Origin of the sequence: Candidatus Rhodoblastus alkanivorans (assembly GCF_022760755.1) — a bacterium.
Taxonomy (GTDB): domain Bacteria; phylum Pseudomonadota; class Alphaproteobacteria; order Rhizobiales; family Beijerinckiaceae; genus Rhodoblastus; species Rhodoblastus alkanivorans.
Genome location: NZ_JAIVFP010000001.1, coordinates 218,030 through 243,224, shown reverse-complemented (window position 1 = coordinate 243,224; position 25,195 = coordinate 218,030). Strand labels below are relative to the sequence as shown.

Sequence of the window (25,195 nt, the reverse complement as noted above, 5' to 3'; positions counted from 1 at the left end):
GTTGCCCCTGATCAGCCGGGCGGGCGCTCCATCGCGATCATGTAGTTCACGTCGGTGTCGCCCGAGAGGCGCCATTCATCGTCAATTGGATGATAGACGATTCCGGCGCGGTCGATTTCCCTGAGCCCTGCGTCCTGCAAAGGCTTCGACATCTCATATGGCCTGAGAAACTTGCGCCAGTCGTGCGTCCCCGGTTCGACCCAGCGCAGAACATATTCGGCGCCGACAATCGCCAGGGCGTAGCTCTTCAGTGTGCGGTTCAATGTCGCGCCGACAAAAAGCCCGCCCGGCCGCACGAGCGCCGCAGCCGAGGCCAGAAAACCCTTCACATCCGCGACATGCTCCAGAACTTCCATGGCGAGCGCGATGTCATAGGTTTCGCCCGCGCTTGCGAGCGCTTCAACCGTCGCGGGCCGGTAGTCGATCTCGAATCCCTTGAACGCGGCATGGCGGCGGGCGGCGGCGATATTTTCCTCGGAAGGGTCGACGCCCGTCACGGTCGCGCCCAGGGCGGCGAGCGACTCGGACAGCAAGCCGCCGCCGCAGCCGAGGTCCACGATTCGCAGTCCCTTGAGCGGTTTGTCGGCGCCGCGGTGACGCGGATGGGACCCATCCGCGAAATGTCCGCAGCAAAGATTGCGCAAATAGCGGACCCGCGTCGGGTTGAGCTTGTGGAGCGCGCGTTGCGGCCCCTTCGGATCCCACCAGGCGTCGCCGAGCTTGGCGAATCGCGCCAGTTCGTCGCGATCGACGCTGCCGGCCGCCTCGCCATGAAATTCCGTCATGCCGCGCTCCAAACGTTGGTGAACAAGTTGACACAATCCATGCGCGCCGTCATGTATAGCCGCCCCGCGCCGACGGCGCGAGTTTTCAGTCCTTTTCGCGCGAGATCGACGAAAAAGGCCAGATCGAACGATAAATTTCAGAGCAATTTCAGGTTGACATGGCGCGTCTGGTGATGAAATTCGGCGGCACTTCCGTCGCCAATGTCGAACGCATCCGAAATGTGGCGCGTCATGTGAAGCGCGAGATCGACGAGGGTCATGAGGTCGCGGTCGTCGTCTCGGCCATGTCCGGCAAGACCAATGAACTGGTCTCCTGGGTCAATGAGGCCAACAAACATTACGACCCCCGCGAATATGACGCGGTCGTTGCTTCGGGCGAGCAGGTGACCTCGGGCCTTCTGGCCATTATCCTTCAACAAATGGGCGTGCCGGCGCGCTCTTGGCAGGGCTGGCAGATCCCGATCGAAACCGATGGCGCCCATGGCGCGGCGCGAATCGCGCGAATCGACGGCGGCGGGCTGATCGAAGGCTTCGGGCGCAAGGAAGTCGCGGTGATCGCCGGCTTTCAGGGGGTCGAGCCGGCAACCGGCCGGGTGGCGACCCTCGGGCGCGGCGGTTCGGACACCAGCGCCGTGGCGGTCGCGGCGGCGATCCATGCGGATCGCTGCGACATTTATACCGATGTCGACGGCGTCTATACGACCGACCCCCGCATCGTTTCCAAGGCGCGCCGCCTGGACAGAATCGCGTTCGAGGAAATGCTTGAAATGGCCTCTCTGGGGGCCAAGGTGCTACAGGTCCGCTCGGTCGAAATGGCCATGATTCACGGAGTGAAGACCTTCGTTCGGTCATCCTTCGACGATCCCGCCGATCCGCAGCCCGGCACGCTGATTTGCAACGAGGAGGATATTGTGGAAGAGCAGGTCGTCACCGGAATCGCCTTTTCCAAGGACGAGGCGCAAATCACCTTGCGCAAGGTGGCGGACAAGCCGGGCGTCGCGGCGGCGATCTTCCAGCCCCTCGCCCAGGCCAATGTCAATGTCGACATGATCATTCAGGTCGTTTCCGACGACGCCAAGACCACCGACATCACCTTCACCGTTCCCACCGCCGAATTCGAGCGCGCCCGCGCGATTCTCGAAAAAGCGAAGGATGCGATCGGCTTTTCGACGCTTCAGGCTTCCACAGATGTGGTCAAGGTCTCGGCGATTGGCGTCGGAATGCGCAGCCATGCCGGCGTCGCGGCGGACGCATTCCGCGCGCTTGCCGAGAAGGGGGTCAATATTCGCGCGATCACGACCTCCGAAATCAAATTTTCGGTTCTGATCGACGCCGCCTACACCGAGCTTGCGGTTCGCACGCTTCATTCGCTTTACGGTCTCGACAAGGCCTGAAAAAGTGAAAATGACTGCGGCGCTTGACGGAATTTCGTCGCCAACGGCACTATCGCCGCCGACGACTCGTCCGGGAGCCGAATCAGCCATGCTCGCGGTCTGCTCCTTGCATCATCTCCGGGGTGCGAGCGGCGAACGGCGGGCGAATCGTTAAATTCAGCAGGGGCGGGCGCGGCGCGCGCCGGCTCGGTCAGGGAAAAATTATGCGCGGCGCTTTGGGCGGCCCCCGTCTGCTTCTCCGCCGGCTTCGCGAGGTCATGGCGGAGCCGGTGAACGCGCAGGCGCGGCTCGACCGGATCGTCATCCACATCGCCGCCAATATGGTCGCCGAAGTCTGTTCGGTCTATGTGGCGCGCTCCGACGGCAAGCTGGAGCTTTACGCGACTGAGGGTCTCAATCGCGAGGCGGTTCACCTCACCACCATGACCACCGGCGAGGGTCTCGTCGGCCTCATCGCCGAAAAAGCCGAGCCATTGGCGCTCGCGGACGCCCAGGCCCATCCGGCCTTCTCCTACCGGCCGGAAACCGGCGAGGAAATCTATCAATCCTTCCTCGGCGTCCCGATTCTGCGCGGCGGCAACATGCTCGGCGTCCTCGTCGTCCAGAACCGCGCCCGCCGCACCTATTCCGAGGAAGAGGTCGAGGCGCTGCAGACGACGGCCATGTTGCTGGCCGAGATGATCGCCTCCGGCGAATTGCAGTCGCTCGCCCAGCCCGGCCAGGGCTTCACCCTGCAAAAGGCGATGGCGCTTTGCGGCGCGCCTTTGTGTGAAGGGGTCGGCCTCGGCCATGTCGTGCTGCATGAGCCGCGCATCGTCGTCAAACAGCTCGTCGCCGAGGACCCGCAGGCGGAATTGCGTCGGCTGGAACAGGCCATCCAGGCCATGCGCGAGCAGATCGACCAATTGATCGCCCGCGGCGACCGCTATGGCGTCGGCGAACATCGCGATGTTCTGGAGACCGTGCGCATGTTCGCCAATGACCGCGGCTGGCTGCGCCGGTTGCGCGAGGCGCTGGAATCGGGCCTGACCGCCGAGGCGGCGGTCGAGCGGGTGCAGAACGACGCGCGCGCGAAATTGCAGCGCCAGACCGACCCCTATCTGCGCGAGCGCCTCCACGACCTCGACGATATCGCCAACCGCCTGCTCCGACAGCTGACTGGCCAGGGACCGGCCCATGGCGGCGCGCTGCCGCCCAATTCCATACTGGTCGCGCGCAATATGGGGCCGGCGGCCCTGCTCGAATATGACCGCGCCAATCTCCGGGGTCTGGTGCTCGAGGACGGCGGCCCGACCAGCCATGTCGCGATCATCGCCCGCGCCCTTGGCCTGCCGGCGATCGGCGAGGCGCCGAACATCACCGACCTGGTCGAGACGGGCGACGCGATCATCGTCGACGGCGGCTCGGGCGAGGTCCATCTGCGCCCGCCTCCGGACGTCGAGGCGGCCTATGGCGAGAAGGCGCGTCTGCGCGCGCGGCGGCAGGAGCAATATCACAGGCTGCGCGACACGCCGACGGTGACGCGCGACGGTGTCGAGATCAGCCTGCATATGAACGCCGGTCTGCTGATCGACTGCGAGCACGCTTCCGAGGTCGGCGCCAAGTCGATCGGCCTGTTCCGCACAGAACTCCAGTTCATGGTGGCGCCGAGCTTTCCGCGCCTTTCCGAGCAATATGCCCTTTACCGCAAGGTCATCGAGGCCACGGAGGGGCGGCCGGTGACCTTCCGCACCCTGGACATAGGCTCGGACAAGGTTCTGCCCTATATGGCCAAGGTCGAGGAGGAAAATCCGGCTTTGGGCTGGCGGGCCATCCGCATCGGGCTGGATCGTCCCGGCTTGCTTCGCATGCAGCTGCGCGCCATGTTGCGCGCCGGCGCGGGCCGCGAAATGCGCATCATGTTTCCAATGGTCGCGACGACATGCGAATTTGCGCAGGCCAAGGCGCTTGCCGAGCGCGAACTCGAATTTTTGCGCCGCCACAACTATATATTGCCGGTCTCGCTGGATTTGGGCGTGATGGTCGAAGTCCCGTCGTTGCTGTGGCAGCTCGATGAAATTTGCGCCGCCGCCGATTTCCTTTCGGTCGGCTCCAATGACCTCACGCAATATATTTTCGCCGCGGATCGCGACAATAAACGCGTTTCGTCGCGTTTCGACACATTGTCGCCGCCCAGTCTTCGCGCCTTGAAGGCAATCGTCGATGCGGGCGATCGCCACGGCAAGCCGGTGAGCCTCTGCGGCGAGATGGGCGGCAAGCCGCTGGAGGCGATCGCTCTGGCGGCGATCGGCTATCGCCACCTTTCGATGACGCCCTCGGCGATCGGGCCGGTGCGGGCGGCTGTTCTGGCGGTCGATGTCGGCGCGGCGCGCGACTTCCTCATGCCGATGATCGACAGGCCCGACGACTGCCGTTCGATCCGGCAGGAACTTCACGCCTTCGCGGAAAGAAGCGGCGTTCCGCTTTAGCGCGGCGGCGTCTCTCGCATTCCTCGCCGCAAGGCGCGCTGCCCTTTAAGCCGTCCGACAGAGCCATGTTTCCCGCCGAAAAACTCGATCTCATTCTGCGCCGCCATGAAGAAATCGGCCATCGCTTGGCCGAAGGCGTCGATTCATCGGCCTTTTCCGCCCTTTCCCGCGAACTGGCCGAACTCGAGCCGGTCGCCGTCGCGATTCGCGCCTTTCGGGACTTGGAACATGAAATCGCCGATCTCGAACAACTGGCGGCGGACCCCCAGACCGACGCCGAAATGCGCGCGCTGGCCGAGGAAGAACTGCCTGGGCTGAAAGGCCGTCTGGCCGGCGCCGAGCATGACCTGAAACTTGCTCTGCTGCCGCGCGACGCGGCGGACGAAAAAGGCGCGATCCTCGAAATTCGCGCCGGGACCGGGGGCGACGAGGCGGCGCTTTTCGCCGGTGACCTGTTCCGCATGTATCAGCGTTACGCCGAGCACCGCGGCTGGACGATGGAGCTGATCTCGGCGAGTGAGGGAACGGCCGGCGGTTTCAAGGAAATCATCGCCCAGGTGCGAGGCAAGGGCGTATTCGCGCGGCTGAAGTTCGAGCGTGGAGCCCATCGCGTCCAGCGCGTGCCCGTCACCGAGACGCAAGGGCGCATCCACACTTCGGCTGCGACCGTCGCCGTACTGCCCGAGGCGGCGGAAGTCGATCTCGCCATCAACGACGCCGATCTGCGCATCGACACCATGCGCGCCGGCGGCGCCGGCGGCCAGCATGTCAACAAGACGGAATCGGCGATCCGCATCACCCATATTCCATCGGGATTGGTCGTCATGATGCAGGAGGAGCGGTCGCAACACCGCAACAAGGCCAAGGCCATGGACGTGTTGCGCTCGCGCCTGTTCGACATGGAGCGGCAAAAACTGGCCGACGCGCGGGCGGCTGACCGCAAGCAGCAGGTTGGCTCCGGCGACCGCTCCGAGCGCATCCGCACCTATAATTTCCCGCAGGGGCGGGTGAGCGACCATCGTATCAATCTGACTCTCTATAAGATCGACAAGGTGATGGAAGGCGAGGCGCTGGACGAAATTCTCGATCCGCTCATCGCCGACCATCAGGCTCGGCTTCTCGCCGAGACGGAAGAAGGCGCGGCTGCATGAGAGGGCTCATGAATGTTTACGAGGGATCGTGGATCGTCTGGGCGCTCCTTGCGGCCATTTTCGCCGCTTTGACCGCGATTTTCGCCAAAATCGGCGTCGAAGGCGTGGATTCCGATCTGGCGACATTGGCGCGGACTGTCGTGGTCGTCTTAAGCCTCACCCTGCTCCTTGCCGCGACGGGACGCCTGCAACCCGCGACGCTCTCGCCCAAGTCGGTGGTCTTTCTTGTCCTTTCCGGACTTGCGACCGGGGCGTCATGGCTCTGTTATTTCCGCGCTCTAAAGCTCGGCGAAGCGAGCCAGGTCGCGCCGATCGACAAGCTCAGCGTCGTGCTGGTGGCCCTGTTTGGCGCGGCTTTCCTCGGCGAAAGGCTCGCCTTGGTCAATTGGCTCGGAATCGCCTTCATTGCGACCGGCGCATTGCTGGTGGCCTTTCGTTAGACAATTTTGATGAAGGCGCGTTCGCTCGCCGGTATATTCCGTTGACATACTGGCGGGCGTCATCCATCGCCAATCGATTGCGCAAGAGCTTGGGGGTCTGATGAACAAAATTATTCCGGTGATCATGTGCGGCGGGGCAGGCACGCGGGTTTGGCCCGCGTCGCGCGAAACGATGCCGAAACAGTTCATCCCCCTTCTCGGGAAATTATCGACCTTCCAGGAAACCTTGCTTCGCCTCGATCGGGAAATTTTCGCCGAGCCGGCGATCGTGACCAATCACGATTACCGTTTTCTCGTTCAGGAGCAGATGAAGGAAATCGGGGTTTCCGGCGACATCGTGCTGGAGCCGGAGCGCCGCGACTCCGCCGCCGCCGTGGCGGTCGGCTGCGAACTGGCGAGCCAGCGCGCGACCGACGCCATCGTCGCGGTCTTCGCCGCCGATCATGCCGTGCGCAATGTCGAGGCGTTCCGCGATTTGTGCCGCAAGGCTGGCGCGGCGGCGGCCCAGGGCTATGTCGTCACGCTCGGGATCAAGCCCACGCATCCAGCCACGGGCTATGGCTATATCCGCCCGGGCGCGCTGGTGGTTCCCGAGGCGGGCGTGGCCAAGGTCGAGGCCTTTGTCGAAAAGCCCGATCTGGAGACCGCCGAACGTTATATCGCCGAAGGCTATTTATGGAACTCGGGCAATTTTTTCTTCCGCGCCGACGTCATGCGCAGCGAATTGCAGGAATATCAGCCGGAAATCGCGGCCGCGGCGGAAGAGGCCTTTGCCAGGGCCGAGCGGGATCTTGGATTTCTCGCGCTTGACAGGGAGGCGTTCAGCCGCGCGCCAAAAATTTCGATCGATTACGCCGTCATGGAGCGCACGCGCCACGCCGCCGTCATTCCCGCCGATATCGGCTGGTCGGACGTCGGCAACTGGCATGCGGTTTGGGAATTGTCGGAGCGCGACCAGCGCGGCAATTCGGTGCGCGGCCAGGGCGTCGTCATGGACGGTCAAAATGTCCATATCCGCTCGGACGATTGCCTGACCACCGTGCTTGGCGTCGACGACGTGATCGTGGTGACCACCGACGACGCGGTTCTCGTGCTCGGGGCGCAGCACGGCGACAAGGTCAAGCAACTGGTGGACGACCTCAAACGCCGCAAGCTCAAGGAGGCGCAGGAACATCGCCGCGTCTATCGTCCCTGGGGCCATTACCAGTCGATCGACAATGGCGAGCGCCATCAGGTCAAAAGGATCGTCGTCAAGCCCGGCCATAAATTGTCGTTGCAGAAACATTATCATCGGGCCGAGCACTGGATCGTGGTTCGCGGCGCGGCGGAAGTGACGCGAGACAATGAAGTGCTCATGATTCACGAGAACGAATCGATCTATCTGCCGATGGGCTCGGTCCATCGCCTCGTCAATCCCGGCAAGATCGACCTCGAACTGATTGAGGTCCAGACTGGCTCCTATCTCGGCGAGGACGACATCGTCCGGATCGAGGACCTCTATCACCGCGCCTGAACCCACCCTTTCCCCGTCATTGCCAGGAGCAGGACGACGAAGCCAGCCATACTGCGGTCTGGCGCAAACTGGACTGCTTCGGCATGGCTCGGCGCAAGCGCCGAGCGTCGTAAAAGAACGGACGCGCGTCGCGCGCCCTATGGCTCGCAATGACGCCTTCATCCAGCGAGAGGCCTTATGTTCCCGAAACCCGTCGCCGCCCTCACGCCGAACACTTTCGAATATGAACGCCTACCTTTGGTGAAGCCGACCGGCTTCCGCGAATATGACGCGCGCTGGCTGTTCGGCTCGGAGCTCAATCTGATGGGCGTGCAGGCGCTTGGCCTCGGCCTCGCGACCTTGCTCCACGAAATGGGGGTCAAGCCGCGCCTCGCGACCGGGCACGATTTCCGCTCCTATTCGGCCTCGATCAAACAGGCGCTGATCTGCGGCCTGATGGCGGGCGGCGTCGAGGTCGTGGACATCGGCCTCGCCCTGTCGCCCATGGCCTATTTCGCGCAATTCGCGCTCGATTGCCCGGCGGTGGCCATGGTCACCGCCTCGCACAACGATAATGGCTGGACCGGGGTGAAAATGGGCGCCCAGCGCCCGGTGACTTTCGGCCCGGACGAAATGGCGCGGCTGCGCGCCATCGTGCTGGGCGGCAAGTTCCAGTCCCGCGCCGGCGGCGCCTACGAATATGTCCAGGATTTCGACAAGACCTATCTCGACGATCTCGCCAGCCACACCAAGCTGACGCGCAAGCTCAAGGTGGTCGCGGCCTGCGGCAACGGCACCGCCGGCGCCTTCGCCCCCGCGCTGCTGGAGCGGCTGGGCTGCGATGTCGTCCCGCTCGATGTCGCGCCGGACTATAATTTCCCGCGCTACAATCCCAATCCCGAAGATCTGGAAATGCTGCACGCCATGGCCGATAAGGTGCTCGAGACCGGCGCCGACCTTGGCCTCGGCTTCGATGGCGACGGCGACCGCTGTGGCGTGGTGGACAATCACGGCGAGGAAATTTTCGCCGACAAGATCGGCGTCATGCTGGCGCGCGACCTGTCGAAACTCCATCCCGGCGCGACCTTCGTGGTCGATGTCAAATCGACCGGCCTGTTCGCCAGCGATCCCGTCCTGAAAGAACGGGGCGTCAAGGCCGATTATTGGAAGACCGGCCATTCCTACATCAAACGGCGGGTCACAGACCTCAAGGCCCTGGCGGGTTTCGAGAAATCCGGCCATTTCTTCTTCAACGCGCCCGTGGGGCGCGGTTATGACGACGGCTTGCTGACGGCGGTTCATGTGCTGGAAATGCTCGACCGCAACCCGGGCAGGTCCATGGCCGAGCTTTACGCCGACCTGCCGAAGACCTGGGGCTCGCCGACCATGTCGCCGCATTGCGCCGACGAGGTGAAATATGGCGTGGTCGAAAAGGTCGTCGCGCGTTTCAAGGCGATGCAGGACCAGGGCGAGAAGATCATTGGCCAGAACATCCAAAGCCTCGTCACCGTCAATGGCGTGCGGGTAACGGTGGAAGACGGCACCTGGGGGCTGGTGCGCGCCTCGTCCAACAAGCCGGAGCTGGTGGTGGTGGTCGAAAGCCCGGCGTCCAAGGAAAATCTCCACGCCATGTTCAAGGCGGTGGACGCCATCTTGCGCGAGAATCCTGAAGTCGGCGCCTATAACCAGACAATCTGAGGATCGCCCATGCAATATCGCTTGTCCGGCACGCTGTTGCAGACTCTGGAGATTGATCTTGGCGTCGGCGAGACGGTCTATAGCCAGACCAACGCCATGTGCTGGATGAACGACGCGATCGAAATGGACACCAATACCGGCGGCGGTTTCCTCGCCGGGATCAAGCGCACTTTCGGCGGCGGCTCCTTTTTCGTCACCGAATTCCGTTCGCGCGGTCAGGGCCATGTCGCCTTCGCGCCGCGCTTTCCGGGCGCGATTCTACCTGTGCCGCTGCGCGACGGCCAATCGCTCATCTGCCGCAAGGAGACCTTTCTCTGCGCCGAAATCTCGGTGCGGCTGGAGCTCGCCTGGCAGAAAAGATTCGGCGCCGGCCTGTTCGGCGGCGAGGGTTTCATCCTCCAGCGCGTCACCGGGCCGGGCACGGTCTGGCTCGATCTTTCCGGCGAGGTCGTCGAGCGCGATCTCGCGGCGGGCGAGCGCCTTCTGGTCAACGCCGGCCATGTCGGCGTCATCGATCCGTTCGTCAGTTTCGACATCCAGATGGTCAAAGGCTTTCGCAATATCTTGTTCGGAGGCGAGGGACTGTTTCTGGCGACGCTGACCGGGCCGGGCCATATTGCGTTGCAAAGCATGCCGATCATGAATCTCGCGGAAGAAATCGCCCGCTATCTCCCGCAGACCTCTTCCGGCGCAAGCCCGGGCGGCGGTTCGCTGGCGTCCGGCGTCGTCGGCGGCATTCTCGGCGCGATCGGCGGCTCGGCTCTGTCGAAGGAATGACGCCGCCGCTTGCGGCCGCGCCTCGACGGGCGACAGAGCCCCAAAAGCATCTATAGTCGATTTCATTTTCGCGATCGGCGCGGCCCATGTTCATTCTGAAAATCTACGGTCGGGTTCTCGCCCAGCTCGCGCCCGAGCGCCGCCTCGCCATTCTGCTGGTCTTCGCCAATCTGGCGCTCGCCGGCGCCCAATTCGTCGAACCGGTGCTGTTCGGCCGGATCATCGACCGATTGACGACCGCCCAGACCCATGCGCGCGAACCGACTTGGGCCGAACTGACGCCTCTCATGGCCGCCTGGATCGGCTTCGGCCTGTTCTCGATCGCCGCCGCCGTGACCGTCGCCTTGCACGCCGACCGCCTGTCGCACCGCCGGCGCCTCGCGGTCATGGCGAGCTTCTTCGACCATCTGCTCGAATTGCCGTTGAGCTTCCATGGCGGGACCCATTCGGGGCGGCTGCTGAAAATCATGCTCGACGGCGCCGGCGGCATGGCCGGAATCTGGCTGTCCTTCTTCCGCGAAAATTGCGCCTCGATCACCGCGCTTTTCGTCCTGCTTCCGGCGACCGTTTTCGTGAATTGGCGCCTGGGCCTGGTTCTGGTCGTTCTGGTCGCCTTTTTCGGCCTGCTCACTGTTTTCGTCCTGCGCCGGACCCACGGGCTTCAGGCCCGCGTCGAGCTGTTTAACGCGGAACTGGCCGAGCGCGCCTCGGACGCGCTCGGCAATGTGCCGGTCATCCAGTCCTTCACGCGGATCGAAAACGAATCGCGCGGCGTCAGGCGCATCATCGACCAAGTTCTCGCGGCCCAGCTTCCGGTCCTGTCGTGGTGGGCGCTGGCCGCCGTCGCGACCCGCGCTTCCGCCACCTTGAGCCTGCTCGCCATTTTCATCATCGGCGTCTGGCTGCATCTCCATCATCTCGCGACCATCGGCGTGATCGTCACTTTCATGAACTTCGCCACCATTCTGGTCGCGCGGCTGGAGCAGGTCGTCAATTTCTTCAATTTTCTGCTGATGCAGGCGCCCAAGATCGCAAGTTTCTTCGAGGTCATGGACACCGCGCCGAGCGTCGCCGACAGGCCGGGCGCCATCGACCCCGGCCGCCTGGCCGGCCAAGTCGTCTTCGATCACGTCACTTTTGCCTATGACGACAAGCGCAAAGCGGTGGACGACGTGAGCTTTGCCGTGAAGCCCGGTGAAACGGTCGCGCTCGTCGGGGCGACCGGCTCGGGCAAGTCGACCACCTTGAGCCTGCTGCACCGGGCGTTCGACCCGCAGGACGGCGCGATCCGCATTGACGGGATCGACATACGCGACATGAAGCTGTGCGCCTTGCGGCGCAATATCGGGGTCGTCTTCCAGGAGCCGATGCTGTTTGCGCGTTCGATCGAGGAAAATCTGCGAGTCGGCAAGGTTGACGCCACCAATTCGGAAATCGCTCTGGCGCTGGAACGCGCCCAGGCCGCGGATTTTGTCTCGCGCCAGACGGAAGGGATCGACACATTGGTCGGGGAGCGCGGGCGTACGCTTTCCGGCGGCGAGCGCCAGCGGCTCTCCATCGCGCGGGCGCTTTTGAAAGACCCGCCGATCATGATTTTCGACGAGGCGACCGCAGCGCTCGACGCCGCGACGGAAAAACAATTGCAGGCGGCGCTCAACGCGGCGACCCGTGGCCGCACCACTTTCGTCATCGCCCACAGGCTGGCGACGATCCGCGGCGCCGACCGCATTTTCGTCTTCGATCAAGGCAGGATCGTCGAACAGGGCTCTTTCGAGGATCTGGTGGCGCAAGGCGGCCTTTTCGCCGCGCTGGCGCGGGCGCAATTCATGGCGGCGGGGGCGTGAGCCTGTATCAGGCTTTCGTTTTAGGTTCCGGCGTCAGGCGCAGCAGGGTGATCCGGTTGCGCTGCTTGCGCAAAACCTCGAAGTGGAAGCCGTGAAAAGCGAATTTCTGGCCTGCTTCCGGAATGGCGCGCGCCTCGTGGATGACGAGGCCAGCGATGGTCGTCGCTTCCTCGTCCGGAAGGTCCCAGTCCATGACGCGGTTGAGATCGCGGACCGGCGCCGAGCCGTCGACGATCACCGAGCCGTCGGCCTGCCGGCGCACGCCGACAAAGGCGACGTCGTGCTCGTCGCGTATGTCGCCGACGATCTCCTCCAGAATGTCTTCCAGCGTCACCAGGCCCTGCACGTCGCCATATTCGTCGACGACCAAAGCGAAATGGGTCTTGCGTTTGCGGAAGGCCTGCAACTGGGCTTCGAGCGAGGTGGTGTCCGGCACGAACCAGGGCTCGTGGGATATTGGCTCGAGGTCGATCTTCGAGACGTCGCCATTGGCGTCGCTCAAGGCCCGCAACAGGTCCTTGGCGTGCAGCACGCCGATTATATTGTCGGCCGACCCGCGCCACATCGGCACGCGGGTATAGGGCGAGGCGACGACCTCGCGGACGATGTCCGCGATCGGCGTGTCGGCGTCGAGCGCGACCATTTTGGTGCGGTGGACCATGGCGTCGGAGACAGTCAGCTCCTTGAGGTCGAGCAGGCCGCCGAACATGTCGCGGTCGGTGCGGGCGACGCCGCCCTCCCTGTGCATGAGATCGACCGCGCTTTTCAGCTCCTCTTCCGGGGAGAGCAGCGGCGTTTTCTCATCGAGCCGCAATCCGCACAGATAAAGGGCGCCGCGCACCAGCCGCTCCACCGCGAACAGCACGGGGCCGAATATCGTGACGAAAAAGGAGACGACCCGCGCCACGATCAGCGACACCTGATCGGGATAATTGATCGCGACCGTCTTGGGCAGGACTTCCGCGAAGACGAGCAGCAGCACGGTCATCACGGCGGTGGCGTAGATCGCGCCCCTTTCCCCGACCATGGCCACCAGCACGGTCGTGAGCAAGGCGGAAGAGCCGATGTTGAAAAGCGTATTGCCGAGCAGCATGGCGCCGATCAGCCGGTCCCGCCCCGCGAGCAAGCGATTGACGGTGGCCGCGCGCGGGTCGCCCAGCTTTTCCAGCGCGTGCATGCGCGCGCGCGAGGCTGCGGTCATCGCGGTCTCGGAGCCGGAAAACAGCGCCGAAAACAATATGCAGCCGAAGAGGATCGCGCCGGCGACCCAGATATTGGTGATCGAAACGCCACCCCCGCCATGCATTTCGGTCAGACTCCCGCGCGCAACTCGTCATCGAGGAAGGCGCGCACCGCTTCCGCCTCGACATTTTTGGCTATGAAGCTCGCGCCGATATCGCGGGCGAGGATGAAGGTCAGGGCGCCGCGCTGCACCTTCTTGTCCTGGGCCATGGCCGCGACAATGTCGTCGGCGCCTGCGCTCCAGCCCGCGATGTCGCTAATGCGCGTCGGCAGGCCAACGGCGCGCAGATGGGCCTCGACCCGCTCCGCGGCCTCCGCCGGGCATAGGCCGGCGCGGGAAGAATAGCGAAAGGCGCAGGCCATGCCGATCGCCACGCCCTCGCCATGGACGAGGCGGGCGCTGTCATAGGCGACGAGCTTTTCCAGGGCGTGGCCGAAAGTGTGCCCGAGATTGAGCAGGGCGCGATCGCCCTGTTCGGTCTCGTCGCGGGCGACGACGGCGGCCTTTGATTCGCAGCTGACCGCAATGGCGTGGCCCAGCTCCGGCCCGCGCGCGAAAACGGCGGGCCAGTGCTTCTCCAGCCATGCGAAGAAATCGGGCCGGTCGATCAGGCCATATTTGACGACTTCCGCATAGCCCGCGGCGAATTCGCGCGGCGGCAAGGTCGCGAGGCTGTCGGTGTCCGCGAGCACTAGCGCGGGCTGGTGGAAGGCGCCGATCAGATTCTTGCCCTGGCGGGAATTGATGCCGGTCTTGCCGCCGACGCTCGAATCGACCTGGGACAGCAAAGTGGTCGGGATCTGGATGAAGCCCATGCCGCGCCGCAGGCTCGCGGCCGCGAAGCCGGTAAGGTCGCCGATGACGCCGCCGCCAAGCGCGATCAGGAAATCGCCGCGCTCCATTTTCGCCGCCAGCGCCGCCTCGCACAGCTCTTCGAAATGGGCGTAGTCCTTGGTGGTTTCCCCGGCCGGCAGCACGATGCGCCCGTGGCGGACGCGCGCGGCGTCCAGGCTCGCCTCCAGCGGGCCAAGCCAGAGCGGCGCGACATGGGCGTCGGTGACGATGAAGGCGTTCGCCCCGGGCGCGAGCCGGGCGAGCCGCTCGCCGGCGTGCGCGATCAGCGCCGGCCCGATGAGGATGTCATAGGCGCGGGCGCCGAGGGCGACATGGACGCCGGTCGAGGCGGGGGGCAGGACGGGAGCGGTCATTTCGGGCGTGAAATCTCCTTGTTTGGCCAAAAGTCCTTCGAGCGCCGCGAGGATTTCCTCGATGATGGCCTCATGCGGCCCATCGCGCGACTGGATGACGAGATCGGCCTCGGCATAGACCGGATAGCGTTCATCGATCAGCCGCCGCATCACCCCTTCCGGGTTCGGGTCGTGCAGCAGCGGCCGGGTGGGCCTTTTGCGCACCCGGCGCATCAGAACCTCGAATTCAGCCTTGAGCCAGATCGAAACGGCGCGGGCGCGGATCACGCCGCGCGTCTGCGGCTGGATGAAAGCGCCGCCGCCAGTGGCGATAACCCTTTCGCCCTCGCCGATGAGCCGGGCGAGCACCCTCCGTTCGCCGTCGCGAAAATAGGCCTCGCCGTGAAGCGCGAAGATTTCGGCAATCGTCAGGCGGTGGGCGGCTTCGATCTCGTGATCCGAATCGACGAAGGGGAGGCCAAGCCTTTGCGCCAGGCGCTTGCCGATCGCCGTCTTGCCTGAGCCCATCATGCCGACGAGGACGACGGGGCGCCCCGCCAGACGGCTGACGATCGCTTGCGCGCGCGGGTCGCGAGGCTGGGCCGGCGTAGCCTCCGGCGGATGAACGATGGCTTGATCCCACATGACCGGCATGTACTATCACGTCGCGCGCGCAAATTGTATCTGGCTTTCGCCGTGTAGGGCTACGCCGGCGGCGGCCTGCGGCTCGGAGAGTTTCATGCCCAGCCTGTTCCGCTTTCTTCTTGTCATCGGCTTGCTCGCGGGGGTCGCTTTCGTCGGCATGGCGGCGCTGGTCGCCTTCGTCGAGCCGCAGCCGCGGGAAATGAGCCAGCCCATTCCGCCGAGCGTGCTCAATAAATGACAAGCGCCGGCGCCCCGGCCTCGCGCGCCGCGGTCAAGGATTTTCTGGACATGCTCGCCGCCGAGCGCGGCGCCGCGAAAAACACTCTCGACGCTTATGCGCGCGATCTCGGCGATTATCTCCTGGGCCTCGCGGGCCGGGGCCGCGACCCGATCAGCGCGACGACGCAGGACATCCGCGACTATCTCGCCGATCTCGCGCAAGCCGGCCTCAAGCCGTCTTCTTCCGCGCGAAAACTTTCGGCGATCCGGCAGTTTCATCGCTTCCTCTCGGCGGAGGAGCGGCGGCCGGACGATCCGGGCGTTCTGCTGGAGGGTCCACGCCAGGGCCGCCGCCTGCCCAAAATCCTGTCGGTCGAGGAGGTGGACGCGATTTTGCGCGTGTGCCGAGAGGGTTTGGACGATCCCGCCCGGCCCGCCGAGGACAGGCTGCGGGCGCGGCGCGCCGCCTGTCTGGTCGAGGTGCTCTATGCATCCGGCCTGCGCGTCTCCGAGTTGGTCGCCCTGCCGCTCGCGGCGGCGAAACAGGCCGAGAAAGCGCCGGACCAGGGCGGCGGCTTTCTGACGATCAGGGGCAAGGGCGGACGCGAGCGGCTGGCGCCGCTGACAGGCGCCGCGCGCGAGGCGATCGCCTCCTATCGCCGGCAATTGCTCGAACTTCATCCGGAGGCCGCGAAGCAGAAATGGCTGTTTCCCTCGCTCGGCGAAAGCGGCCATCTGACCCGCCAGGTTTTCGCACGTGAGTTGAAATTCTTGGCCGCCGCCGCCGGCGTCGCGCCGCAGCGCGTCAGCCCTCATGTCCTGCGCCACGCCTTCGCCAGCCATCTCCTGCAGAATGGCGCCGACTTGCGGATCGTGCAGGAGCTGCTTGGCCACGCCGACATCGCCACCACGCAAATCTACACCCATGTGCTGGACGAGCGGCTGAAGGCGATGGTGCGGGATCTTCATCCTCTCAATGACGAGCATTGACGACGGCGACGGCCTTCGCGCGGCGGCCTAAGCCTTCCGGCCTTCCTGCCGTTCGAGCAGGAAAACGGCCTGCTCACCGAAAAGATTCCATGCCCACCACGGCGCGTTGACCCTGATCTGCGCGCCGCTGCTGTTCATGGCCGTCGCGCGCAGGATTCGCGCGTCCATCATTTCGACGAGATTGACGAAATCCCGGATCGTGCAGAAGTGGATATTGGGCGTCTCGTACCAGGCGTAGGAGAGATTTTCGGTGATCGGCATGCGCCCGCGCACGCCGAGCTGCCAGCGCACGCGCCAATGGCCGAAATTGGGGAAGGAGACGATGGCGCGCTTGCCGATGCGCAGCATCTGCTCCAGCACCTTGCGCGGATTGCGCGTGGCCTGGAGCGTCTGCGACAGGATCACGTAATCGAAGCCGTCATCGGGATAATCCGCGAGATCGACGTCGGCGTCGCCCTGCACAACCGAAAGGCCCTTGGCGACGCAATCGTTCACGCCCTTTTGTGAGATTTCGACGCCGCGCGCGTCGACCCGCTTGGTTTCCGCGAGCAGGCGAAGCAATTCGCCGTCGCCGCAGCCGACGTCAAGCACCCGCGCGCCAGTTTCGACCATGCCGGCGACAAGCAGGAGGTCGATGCGGGTGACGGCGGTCTGGGGCGCCTCGCCGTTCGTCGGGGTCATGCGCCGTCGCTCCCCTTGTCGCTCAACCCCCGCGCTTTCGCCGCCCCGCGCAGAAAGCCGCGCGTGGTGGCGAGAAAATCGGGCTCTTCCAGCAGAAAGGCGTCATGGCCCTTGTCGGTCTCGATCTCGACGAAGGAGACGGGCGCCGCGCCGGCGTTGAGGGCGTGGACGATGGCGCGCGATTCGGCGGTCGTATAGAGCCAGTCCGAGGTGAAGGAGACGACGCAGAACCGCGTCTTGGCGCCCGCGAAGGCGCGCGCGAGCGAGCCGCCGTAATCCTGGGCCAGGTCGAAATAATCGCAGGCGCGGGTGACATAGAGATAGGAATTGGCGTCGAAACGGTCGACGAAGGTCGAGCCCTGATGGCGCAAATAATTCTCGACCTGAAAGTCGGCGTCGAAGGAAAAGGTCGGCTCGGCGCGGTCCTGCAGATTGCGGCCGAATTTGCGTTGCAGGGCCTCGTCGGAGAGATAGGTGATGTGGGCGGCCATGCGGGCGACGCCGAGGCCTTTGACTGGGCGCACGCCCTGGTCGATATAGCGTCCGCCGCGCCAGTCCGGATCGGCCATGATCGCCTGGCGGCCAACCTCGTGGAAGGCGATGTTCTGAGAGGAATGTTTCGCGGCGGTGGCGATCGGCATGGCGGAAAAGACGCGCTCGGGATAAAGCGCCGCCCATTGCAGCACCTGCATGCCGCCCATGGAGCCGCCCGCCACGCAAAAAAGCGTGTCGATGCCCAGCCGGTCGATCAGCATGGCCTGGGCGCGGACCATGTCGGCGATGGTGACCATCGGCAGATCGAGGCCATAGGCGCGGCCGGTCGCCGGATTGAGCGAGGCGGGGCCCGTCGTCCCCATGCAGCCGCCGAGCACATTGGAGCAGATGACGAAATATTTATCGGTGTCGAAGGGCTTGCCGGGTCCGACCAGCGCCGACCACCAGCCCGGCTTTCCGGTCAACGGATGATGGTTGGCGACATGCTGGTCGCCGGTGAGCGCGTGGCAAAGGAGGATGGCGTTGGACTTGTCGGCGTTCAGTTCGCCATAGGTCTGGTAGGCGATCGTGAACGGGCTGAGCGAGGCGCCGGCGCTCATGGCGAGCGCCCGCGGTCCATCGAACACAGCGATCAGGCTATGGGGCTGCGCGGCTTCCGCCAGACTTGGGTGGGGCTCGGGAATAATGTCGTTCAAGGCGCAGCTGTTCGATTTTCCGAACGGATCGTTTGTTATATAGGAGCCGCGCTTCGCCCAAGTCAAGAAAGGGTCCGGCGCGGCGTTTGCTTGCGCTTGCGCGCCGTCTATAGAGGAAGTCGGCCGAACCCGGCCGGCCCCTTTCAGACCAAGATCGAGCAGATGACCGAACCCTCCGCCCTGGAAACCCTGGCCGATTTGCGCGCGGAAATCGACCGGATCGACGGCGAAATGCACGAACTTCTGATCGAGCGCGGCGAGATCATCGACAGGCTGATCGCGGCCAAGGCGCGCCAGGGCGGCGGATCGGCGTTCCGGCCGGGCCGCGAGGCGGACATGATGCGGGTGATCGCGGCGCGCCATCGCGGACGGCTGCCGCTCGACACGGTCGAAAGCATCTGGCGGGTGATCATTGCGACCTTCACCTTCGTCCAGTCGCCCTATGCGGTCCATGCCGATATGTCGGGCGGCGACGCGACGATGCGCGATTCGGCGCGGTTTCATTTCGGATTCACCGTTCCGTTGCTGGGTCATTCCAGTCCGGACGAGACGATCGCGGCGGTCGCCGGCTCGGCGCGGCCGGATGGCGGCGGCGACCTCGGCATGGTGCGCGCGAACTGGCGGCCGGGCGAGGGACGATGGTGGGAAGCTCTCGCCGCGGAGGACGCCCCCAAGATCATCGCCCGCCTGCCTTTTGTCGAGCGGCCCGATCACCCCGCCGGGATGCCGGTCTTCATCATTTCCAATCCGCTGGCTGAGGCGGCGGCGCGCGATGTCGCCTTGTTCGCCGCGCAATGCTCGGGCGAGGGGCCGGGCGATGCGGCGCTGCGGGCCGCGGGCTGCGAAAGCCTGGCTCGCGCGCCGGCGCCCTGGGGCGTTTCCCTGTTCGTGGCCGCCCCGGGATATTGGGACGCGGCGCGGCTGCGCGGCGCCCTTGGGGAAGGAACGCAAAAAGCGACATGGCTCGGCAGCCATGCCGAACGCTTCGCCTTAGCGTAAGTCCGATCAGTAGAGCGGGCGCAAAGTCGCCGGCAGCCGGAGCGGCCCCATGAGAATCTGGCCGTTGGCGAGGGTCAGCGGCAGTTTGAGCGCGCCGGTTCCGGCATTCGCCGCAGTCGTCTTGCCGAGCAGGGCGCCGAGGAGGTCCGGCGCCTGAGCGGCGGCCGGAACGCCGAGGCGGGTGAGGAGGGGTCCCGCGCCGTGGGCGGCGACATTGAGACGGCCGGCGGGACGATGGTTGTCGTCAAGCGAGAGCGCGCCGTCGAGACGCAGCGACAGATCGCCGGACCGCCATTCCATATGTTGAATGCGAAGCGCGCCGGACTTCTTGCGCCAGTCCTCCAAGGCTGCCCGCCAATCCCTGCCTGGCTTTGGCGGCGGGGTGATTTCGCCGGAGGCCGCGAAATGGCCGGGAGCCTTATCCTTCAGCAAGGCTTGCAAGGCGGGGGCGGTGACGCCGTCGGCGACCAGATCGTAACGCAGGCCGGCAGGCGTGTCCGGACCGCCCTGCGGCACCGCCTCCACAGCAAGGTTCTGGACATTCACCGCGACGCCGGCTTCCGGCGATTCAGGCCGCCAATCGAGCGAGGTCGCGTTGAGCCGCATGGCGGCGACCCCCGACAGGCCCCAGGCGACGTCGAGCGTCATTCCGTCGTGGCGGAGTTTGGCGACGGGCGCGCCGTTGGATCTCTGGATCACCAGCGGGCTGGAAATGGTCAGGACGATGTGGTTGGGCGAAAAGAGGCTCGCGACGCCATGCGCCTCCTCGACGCCAGCGTAAATGACGCCGCCGCCGACGCGCACGGGCGCCGTCAGGCCGGTGCAGCTGAGCTTGAGGCGGAAGGGAAAGCCGCCGATGTCGCTCGACTGGCAAAGATCCGCCAGCGACTGCCCGCCGAGGATGGGTTGATGGACATAAAATCCGAGCCGATTGGCCGCATAGAGCCAGAATTCGCCGACGCCGACGCAGAGCAAAACGATCAGGCCGATGATAATGGGGCGGCGGTAACGGGCCATTCAGCAAATCCGGATTTGGCGGTGACGGCGGGCTCGCACCCCTTGTCTTCGCCTCGCCGGCCTTTCCGGCGAATCGGCGGCCATCCTAAAGCAAATGTCGGCGCAAAAGAGACTGGCGGGGAAAAAAGTCACGCCGCGAGCCGTCGCGCGGGCGTCAGATCGCGCAGGACGACGCCGCGCGCCTGGGGCGTATCCGCGAGCAGATGGACGTGCCATTCGCTGGCCCCGCAGGCGCGCGCCCGCGCGGTCCAGAGATCGAAATCCTCGCTTTCCCCGTTCAGGCCGGGCGCGAAAACAAAGGCGATTTCGGCCTGCGCCGTCCCGGGGCGCACGGCGGCGATCACGGCGCGGCTCTCGTCGAAAGGGGGCGGTTCGCCGACGGAATAGACCGAACAGATGTAACGTCGCCCCGAGGCGCCGAGCCAGCTGTGGAACAATTTCTCCAATCCGGTCCGCCTCAGGCTGGTCAGCGGGCGGTTTTCGGGGCGGTTGGAGGCGGCGGGAAGCGGAAGACGGCCCATGTCGTTCCTCTGTCTGTTCTCTCATCTGCCGAAACGTCACGCAAACAAAGAAAGAACAAAACGGGAGCGATGTCAATGCGCCGCCGGCGCGGCTTCGTCCTTTTTCCCGAGATTGGGCGCGAGGCGGGGGTCGGCGGCCAGGGCGTCCGCGATCAACCGGTCGGAGGCGGCCTCGATGCGATCCTGGAGCAGGCGGGCGAACTCGTTCGTGGGCAAGCCGGCAGGGATCGCGGGCAGAAATTCGATCACCGCAGTTCCGGGACGGCGCAGCAAGGCGCGGCGGGGCCAGAACAGGCCGGAATTGAGCGCGACGGGGACGCAAGGGGCGTTGGCGGCGACATAGAGGCGGCTGACGCCGCTTTTATAGAGCGGGGGCGCGCCGGGCGGACGGCGGGTGCCTTCGGGAAAGATGAAAATGGCGCGTCGTTCCGCGATCGCCTTGCCCGCGAGCGCCATGAGATCGCGCATGGCGGCGGAACGATTGGCGCGGTTAATGGCGATCTGGTCGCTGCGCAGGAGATATTGCCCAAACACGGGGATGAAGGTCAGTTCGCGCTTGAGGATATAAGTGAAATCCTTGACCTGGGTGACGAGCGCGATGGTTTCCAATGCCGACTGGTGCTTGGCGGCGATGATGCAGCCCTCCTGATGGAGGTTTTCAAGGCCGCGGAACGCGACCTTCACGCCGCAGATTGCGTCGAGCAGCCAGAGCGTGGCGCGGGCCCAGACGCGCGCGAGCTCCAGAATCGCCTTGCGGCCGAAGAACATGGTCGGAAGGCCGCCGATCGCGAGGATCGTCGTGCACAGATAAAAGGCGACGTTGAACAGCAGGGAGCGCAGATAAAGCATGGCGCTTCTTGTGCCGGACGTCCGCCGAAAAGAAAAGCCCGGCGGCGCGCTTTCGCGCCCTCCGCAGCGCAAAAGCGCCGCGGCTCAGTTCGCGACGCCGAAAAAGCCGCGTAAAGCCCGAAAGACGATCGCGCGCGACATCAGGCCGGCGAGCAAAGCCGCGGCGAGCGAGATCATGGCGATGGCGACGATCCCGGACCAGCCCAGCGAAAAAGAGCCGAACAGGGCCTCCGCCTGCTCGCCGCCGGCGCTCGTCGCCCAATGGCGCGACAGGAAGCCGAGGAGCAGAAACAGGGCGATCGCCGCGCCGCCGCCCGTGGCGGCGCCGCGCAAGCCCAGCCGCAGGAAATGGAACTGGAATTGCCGGGCGATAAAACTGTCGGCGGCGCCCACATAATGCAAGGCCTCGATGATCTCGCGGTTGCCCGCCATCGCACCGCGCGTGGCGAAGGAGACGGCAAGCGCCATGGCGATCAGCACCAGAAAGAAAATCCCGGTCGCCGCGCCGACCACGACCTGCGCCATGGCGCCGAGCCGTCGCAGCCAGGCGCCGTGATTGTCGAGAACGGCGTTGGGCAAGGCCGCGTCGAGGGCGGCGCGCAGGCCGATTTCGTCGATCTGCTTTTCGGGGTCGCGCCGCACCACGATCAGGCGCGGCACCGGCAATTGGCTGAGGTCGAGCCCGGCGCCGAGCCAGGGCGACAGCAAATCCTCGGATTCCTTGCGGGTGAAGGGGCGCGCCTCGACGACCCCGGGGAAGGAGGCGGCGATTTGCGCCGCTTTGGCGGCGTCGGCCTCGATGTCGCGGCCGGGCCGGGGCAAGACCTGGATCGTCATTTCGAGCCCGACCTCGCCGCGCCATTCGCGCGAAGCGCCGGCGAGCACAATGGCGAAACCGGCGGTCAAAGCGGCGAGAAAGGTCATGATCGCGATGACGATCGTCAGCGACCGCCCGGCGACGGTCTCGGAGGGCACGAGCGGCGTATGGCTCCAGGCGTCGGTCAGATCGAGCGTTTCGATGGGCGGCCGCGCCGCATTGGTGTCGGCGGAGAAGGGCATCCGGCTTTCACTCGTAAATATGCAGGCGGCCGTCGCCGAGCACGAGCCGCCGTGCGCCGTCGAACTGGTCCATCAAAGCGAGGTCGTGGGTGGCGATGACCACCGATGTGCCCGAATTGTGCAGCTCCAGAAAGAGTCGCATCAGGCGCCGGGCGAGCGGCGGATCGACATTGCCGGTCGGCTCGTCGGCGAGCAGCAATTGCGGCCGCATGATCAAGGCGCGGGCGATCGCCGCGCGCTGTTTCTCCCCGCCCGAGAGCACCGGCGGAAAGACATGCATGCGGTCGCCAAGGCCGACCCAGCGCAGAAGCTCCATGACCTCGGCGCGATAGCTCGCCTCCTCGCGCTCCTGCACCCGCAGCGGAAGCGCGACGTTTTGATAGGTGGTGAGATGGTCGAGCAGGCGGAAATCCTGGAAAACCACACCGACCTTGCGGCGCAAGGCGGTGATCTCGGCTTTGTCGAGGTCCTGCGAATCCTTGCCGAACAAAGTGATGAGGCCGCGCGTCGGCGGCATGGCGAGCAGGATCAGCCGCAGCAAAGTGGTCTTGCCGGCGCCGGATGGGCCGGTGAGGAACTGGAACGTGCGCGGCGCGATGTCGAATGTGATGTCGCGCAGGATTTCCGCGCCCATGCCATATCTCAAGCCGACATTTTCGAACCGGACCAAAAGCTGCTCCCTCACGCGCCGCCAATGCGCGAATCGCTTCTTTTTAACCCAGATTTAACCATAACAGCTGAGGGTAGAATTGCGACCAGCCATCGGACTTCGTCTCCAGCACAGGCGCTTTCATGCGTTCCGTCTCCCCTTTTTCGCGGCTCGACGATCGAGCTTTTGCTTTTGCGCCGCATGGCGCGTCCCAAGGCCCGTCCCAAGGCCCGTCCCATGGCTCGTCCTATGCGCGCGGCTCCGGCGAGGTCGGCGCCGCCGCGGCTTCCGGCCGCCGCGCTCAAACCGCGGCGCGCGCTTTCCCTGACGGGGCGGGCGCCGAAAAGCGCACGCGGGCGCCTGGTGCCGTAACGTTGGTCCTGGCCGGTTTCGCCGCCTGGGCGATGCTGATCGGCGGCAGGACCCAGATCGTCCGTCTCGTCCCGGCGGTCGCGCCGCTCTATGCCACGCTTGGCCTCGACGTGAATCTCAGGCGCATGGGCGTCGAACATGTGTCGGCCCGCCTCGTCAATGAGGATGGGCGCCAGGTGCTGATCGTCTCGGGTGAGATCGATAATCTTTCCTCCTCGCCGCGCGCCGCGCCGCGCATGCGCTTCGCGGTGATCGACGCCGACGGCGGCGAGATCTATCATTGGACCGCCGCGCCGCCCAAGGCGCGGCTGGCGGCGGGGGAAACGGCCGAGTTCCGCGCCCGTCTCGCCGCGCCGCCCAAGGAAGGACACGAGATTCGGGTGCGATTCGCCAGGGATTCGGATTCTTCGGGCGCGTCTTCTTCGGGCGCTTCGTGGTGAGCGGGAGCGCCGCGACGGTTCTGTTCGACGAGGCGGCGCTCGCCGCGCGGGTCGAGGAATTGGCGGCCGAGATCGCGGCCAGAAGCCCGCGCGACCTGATCGCGATCCCGATCATGACCGGCGCCTTCGTTTTCGCGGCCGACCTGTTGCGCGCCCTCCATCGCGCCGGTCTCGCGCCGGAAGTGGATTTCATCCAGATCGCCAGCTATGGCGCGGGCGTGACCTCCTCGGGCCGGATCGAACTGATGCGCGACCTTCGGACGCAGGTCGCCGGACGCGACGTCTTGCTGATCGACGACATTCTGGAATCGGGCCGGACCCTCGCTTTCGCCAGGCAATTGCTGCTCGACCGCGGCGCGCGGCGGGTGATGATCGCCACGCTGCTCGAAAAGCCGCACAAAAAGCAGATCGAGGTTGCGGCCGATTTCGTCGGCTTCGCCTGTCCGGATCGTTTCGTCGTCGGCTATGGCATGGATCACGCCGGAAATTACCGGCACTTGCCCTTCGTCGGCGCGCTCGACGATCTGGATCAGCCGAAAGGATAGACTGCTTCGAGCCGATAGGGCCCGCCGCCGACCGAATCGCGCGACGAAAACAGCGCGAAACGCGCGGCCTCGAAAGCGAGCCCGAGCGGAAAAGCCCGTTCCGCCAGCCAGACGCCGGCCGCGCCGGAAGAGACGCCGCGCAGCCGGGCCAGAGTGACATGCGGCGCAAATTTGCGGGTTTCGGGCGGAAGACCGTTGCGCCGGGCGATGGCTTCATGTGCGGCCTGCAACCGCGTCAGTAGCGGATCGGCTTTCACCCGCGCATAGAGCGCGCGCGGCGAACGGCCGCCGAACACCCCAATTTCGTCGAGCTCCAGACGTAGCGGCGCGCCGCCGGAAAATGATTCGGTCTCGGCGAGGTCCGCCGCCAAAGCCTCGGCGACGCGCGCGTCAATGTCGCCGAAGAAACGCAAAGTGACGTGATAATCCTGCGGCTCCATCCAGCGCGCGCCATGGAGCCCGCCGCGGAAAAAGGCGAGCTGCGCGGCGATCTGCGACGGGATTTCGAAAGCGGTGAACAATCTTGGCAAGGTCGATCCG

At 65.2% G+C, this 25,195-nt stretch carries 24 protein-coding genes; 13 read left to right on the top strand and 11 right to left on the bottom strand.

The window, feature by feature from the left end; genetic code table 11:
- Positions 1-11 precede the first annotated feature (11 nt).
- Positions 12-785 (bottom strand): bifunctional 2-polyprenyl-6-hydroxyphenol methylase/3-demethylubiquinol 3-O-methyltransferase UbiG, encoded by a 774-nt coding sequence (gene ubiG, locus K2U94_RS01100; protein ID WP_243065449.1) that lies wholly within the window; start codon positions 783-785, stop codon positions 12-14.
- A gap of 158 nt (positions 786-943) precedes the next feature.
- Here ubiG and K2U94_RS01095 point away from each other — a divergent pair, with 158 nt between their 5' ends.
- From K2U94_RS01095 to K2U94_RS01060, 8 genes are all read left to right on the top strand, one after another.
- A complete protein-coding gene (locus K2U94_RS01095) occupies positions 944-2,179 on the top strand; it encodes an aspartate kinase (protein ID WP_243065448.1) in 1,236 nt (411 codons plus the stop codon).
- A 203-nt stretch (positions 2,180-2,382) separates the two neighbouring features.
- Positions 2,383-4,647 (top strand): phosphoenolpyruvate--protein phosphotransferase, encoded by a 2,265-nt coding sequence (gene ptsP / locus K2U94_RS01090; protein ID WP_243065447.1) that lies wholly within the window; start codon positions 2,383-2,385, stop codon positions 4,645-4,647.
- A gap of 65 nt (positions 4,648-4,712) precedes the next feature.
- Positions 4,713-5,798, top strand: coding sequence for a peptide chain release factor 1 (prfA, locus tag K2U94_RS01085; RefSeq protein WP_243065446.1), 1,086 nt, complete (start codon positions 4,713-4,715; stop codon positions 5,796-5,798).
- Between the two features lie 8 nt (positions 5,799-5,806).
- On the top strand, positions 5,807-6,238 hold the full coding sequence (locus K2U94_RS01080) for an EamA family transporter (protein ID WP_243065445.1): 432 nt from the start codon (positions 5,807-5,809) through the stop codon (positions 6,236-6,238).
- A gap of 100 nt (positions 6,239-6,338) precedes the next feature.
- Entirely contained in the window at positions 6,339-7,751 is a 1,413-nt protein-coding gene (locus K2U94_RS01075) for a mannose-1-phosphate guanylyltransferase/mannose-6-phosphate isomerase (RefSeq protein WP_243065444.1), read from the top strand.
- Positions 7,752-7,928: 177 nt separating this feature from the next.
- Positions 7,929-9,428: a phosphomannomutase/phosphoglucomutase gene (locus K2U94_RS01070; protein ID WP_243065443.1), complete on the top strand. Its 1,500-nt coding sequence runs from the start codon at positions 7,929-7,931 to the stop codon at positions 9,426-9,428.
- A 9-nt stretch (positions 9,429-9,437) separates the two neighbouring features.
- The gene (locus tag K2U94_RS01065) at positions 9,438-10,205 is read left to right on the top strand and encodes a TIGR00266 family protein (protein ID WP_243065442.1); all 768 of its coding nucleotides are present in this window, start codon (positions 9,438-9,440) and stop codon (positions 10,203-10,205) included.
- Between the two features lie 86 nt (positions 10,206-10,291).
- Complete coding sequence (locus K2U94_RS01060; RefSeq protein WP_243065441.1) at positions 10,292-12,049, top strand: glucan ABC transporter ATP-binding protein/ permease; 1,758 nt, start codon at positions 10,292-10,294, stop codon at positions 12,047-12,049.
- A 7-nt stretch (positions 12,050-12,056) separates the two neighbouring features.
- On the opposite strand, the gene K2U94_RS01055 is transcribed toward K2U94_RS01060, so the two are convergent.
- Together K2U94_RS01055 and aroB are read right to left on the bottom strand one after the other, a co-directional pair.
- Positions 12,057-13,355 carry an HlyC/CorC family transporter gene (locus tag K2U94_RS01055; protein ID WP_243065440.1) on the bottom strand — a complete coding sequence of 433 codons (1,299 nt, stop codon included), beginning with the start codon at positions 13,353-13,355 and terminating at the stop codon, positions 12,057-12,059.
- Positions 13,356-13,360: 5 nt separating this feature from the next.
- Positions 13,361-15,133: a 3-dehydroquinate synthase gene (gene aroB / locus K2U94_RS01050; protein ID WP_336606140.1), complete on the bottom strand. Its 1,773-nt coding sequence runs from the start codon at positions 15,131-15,133 to the stop codon at positions 13,361-13,363.
- Positions 15,134-15,218: 85 nt separating this feature from the next.
- Here aroB and K2U94_RS01045 point away from each other — a divergent pair, with 85 nt between their 5' ends.
- Both K2U94_RS01045 and K2U94_RS01040 read left to right on the top strand, forming a co-directional pair.
- Positions 15,219-15,362: a histidine kinase gene (locus K2U94_RS01045; RefSeq protein ID WP_243065439.1), complete on the top strand. Its 144-nt coding sequence runs from the start codon at positions 15,219-15,221 to the stop codon at positions 15,360-15,362.
- Entirely contained in the window at positions 15,359-16,333 is a 975-nt protein-coding gene (locus K2U94_RS01040) for a site-specific tyrosine recombinase XerD (protein ID WP_243065438.1), read from the top strand. Before K2U94_RS01045 ends, K2U94_RS01040 begins: the two co-directional genes overlap by 4 nt.
- A 27-nt stretch (positions 16,334-16,360) precedes the next feature.
- Here the strand turns inward: K2U94_RS01040 and metW are convergent, their stop codons facing one another.
- Both metW and metX read right to left on the bottom strand, forming a co-directional pair.
- Positions 16,361-17,014 carry a methionine biosynthesis protein MetW gene (metW, locus tag K2U94_RS01035; protein ID WP_243065437.1) on the bottom strand — a complete coding sequence of 218 codons (654 nt, stop codon included), beginning with the start codon at positions 17,012-17,014 and terminating at the stop codon, positions 16,361-16,363.
- Entirely contained in the window at positions 17,011-18,108 is a 1,098-nt protein-coding gene (gene metX, locus K2U94_RS01030; protein ID WP_243068772.1) for a homoserine O-acetyltransferase MetX, read from the bottom strand. The genes metW and metX overlap by 4 nt, the downstream gene beginning before the upstream one ends.
- Positions 18,109-18,366: 258 nt before the next feature.
- Here metX and K2U94_RS01025 point away from each other — a divergent pair, with 258 nt between their 5' ends.
- Positions 18,367-19,203, top strand: a complete 837-nt coding sequence (locus K2U94_RS01025) for a chorismate mutase (RefSeq protein ID WP_243065436.1) — start codon at positions 18,367-18,369, stop codon at positions 19,201-19,203.
- Positions 19,204-19,209: 6 nt separating this feature from the next.
- Here K2U94_RS01025 and K2U94_RS01020 read toward each other — a convergent pair whose 3' ends face one another.
- The 5 genes from K2U94_RS01020 to ftsE all read right to left on the bottom strand — a co-directional run bounded on the left by K2U94_RS01020 (position 19,210) and on the right by ftsE (position 23,319).
- The gene (locus K2U94_RS01020; RefSeq protein ID WP_243065435.1) at positions 19,210-20,220 is read right to left on the bottom strand and encodes a DUF2125 domain-containing protein; all 1,011 of its coding nucleotides are present in this window, start codon (positions 20,218-20,220) and stop codon (positions 19,210-19,212) included.
- A 128-nt stretch (positions 20,221-20,348) separates the two neighbouring features.
- A complete protein-coding gene (locus K2U94_RS01015) occupies positions 20,349-20,741 on the bottom strand; it encodes a hypothetical protein (protein ID WP_243065434.1) in 393 nt (130 codons plus the stop codon).
- A 72-nt stretch (positions 20,742-20,813) separates the two neighbouring features.
- The gene (locus tag K2U94_RS01010; protein WP_243065433.1) at positions 20,814-21,590 is read right to left on the bottom strand and encodes a lysophospholipid acyltransferase family protein; all 777 of its coding nucleotides are present in this window, start codon (positions 21,588-21,590) and stop codon (positions 20,814-20,816) included.
- A gap of 84 nt (positions 21,591-21,674) precedes the next feature.
- Complete coding sequence (locus tag K2U94_RS01005; RefSeq protein ID WP_243065432.1) at positions 21,675-22,649, bottom strand: cell division protein FtsX; 975 nt, start codon at positions 22,647-22,649, stop codon at positions 21,675-21,677.
- A 7-nt stretch (positions 22,650-22,656) separates the two neighbouring features.
- Positions 22,657-23,319: a cell division ATP-binding protein FtsE gene (ftsE, locus tag K2U94_RS01000; protein WP_243065431.1), complete on the bottom strand. Its 663-nt coding sequence runs from the start codon at positions 23,317-23,319 to the stop codon at positions 22,657-22,659.
- A 122-nt stretch (positions 23,320-23,441) separates the two neighbouring features.
- On the opposite strand from ftsE, the gene K2U94_RS00995 reads away from it, so the two are divergent.
- Both K2U94_RS00995 and hpt read left to right on the top strand, forming a co-directional pair.
- Positions 23,442-24,110 (top strand): DUF3426 domain-containing protein, encoded by a 669-nt coding sequence (locus K2U94_RS00995; RefSeq protein WP_243065430.1) that lies wholly within the window; start codon positions 23,442-23,444, stop codon positions 24,108-24,110.
- Entirely contained in the window at positions 24,107-24,655 is a 549-nt protein-coding gene (hpt, locus tag K2U94_RS00990) for a hypoxanthine phosphoribosyltransferase (RefSeq protein WP_243065429.1), read from the top strand. Before K2U94_RS00995 ends, hpt begins: the two co-directional genes overlap by 4 nt.
- On the opposite strand, the gene thpR is transcribed toward hpt, so the two are convergent.
- On the bottom strand, positions 24,640-25,185 hold the full coding sequence (gene thpR / locus K2U94_RS00985) for an RNA 2',3'-cyclic phosphodiesterase (protein ID WP_243065428.1): 546 nt from the start codon (positions 25,183-25,185) through the stop codon (positions 24,640-24,642). The two genes, hpt and thpR, sit on opposite strands and share 16 nt — an antisense overlap.
- Positions 25,186-25,195: the final 10 nt, after the last annotated feature.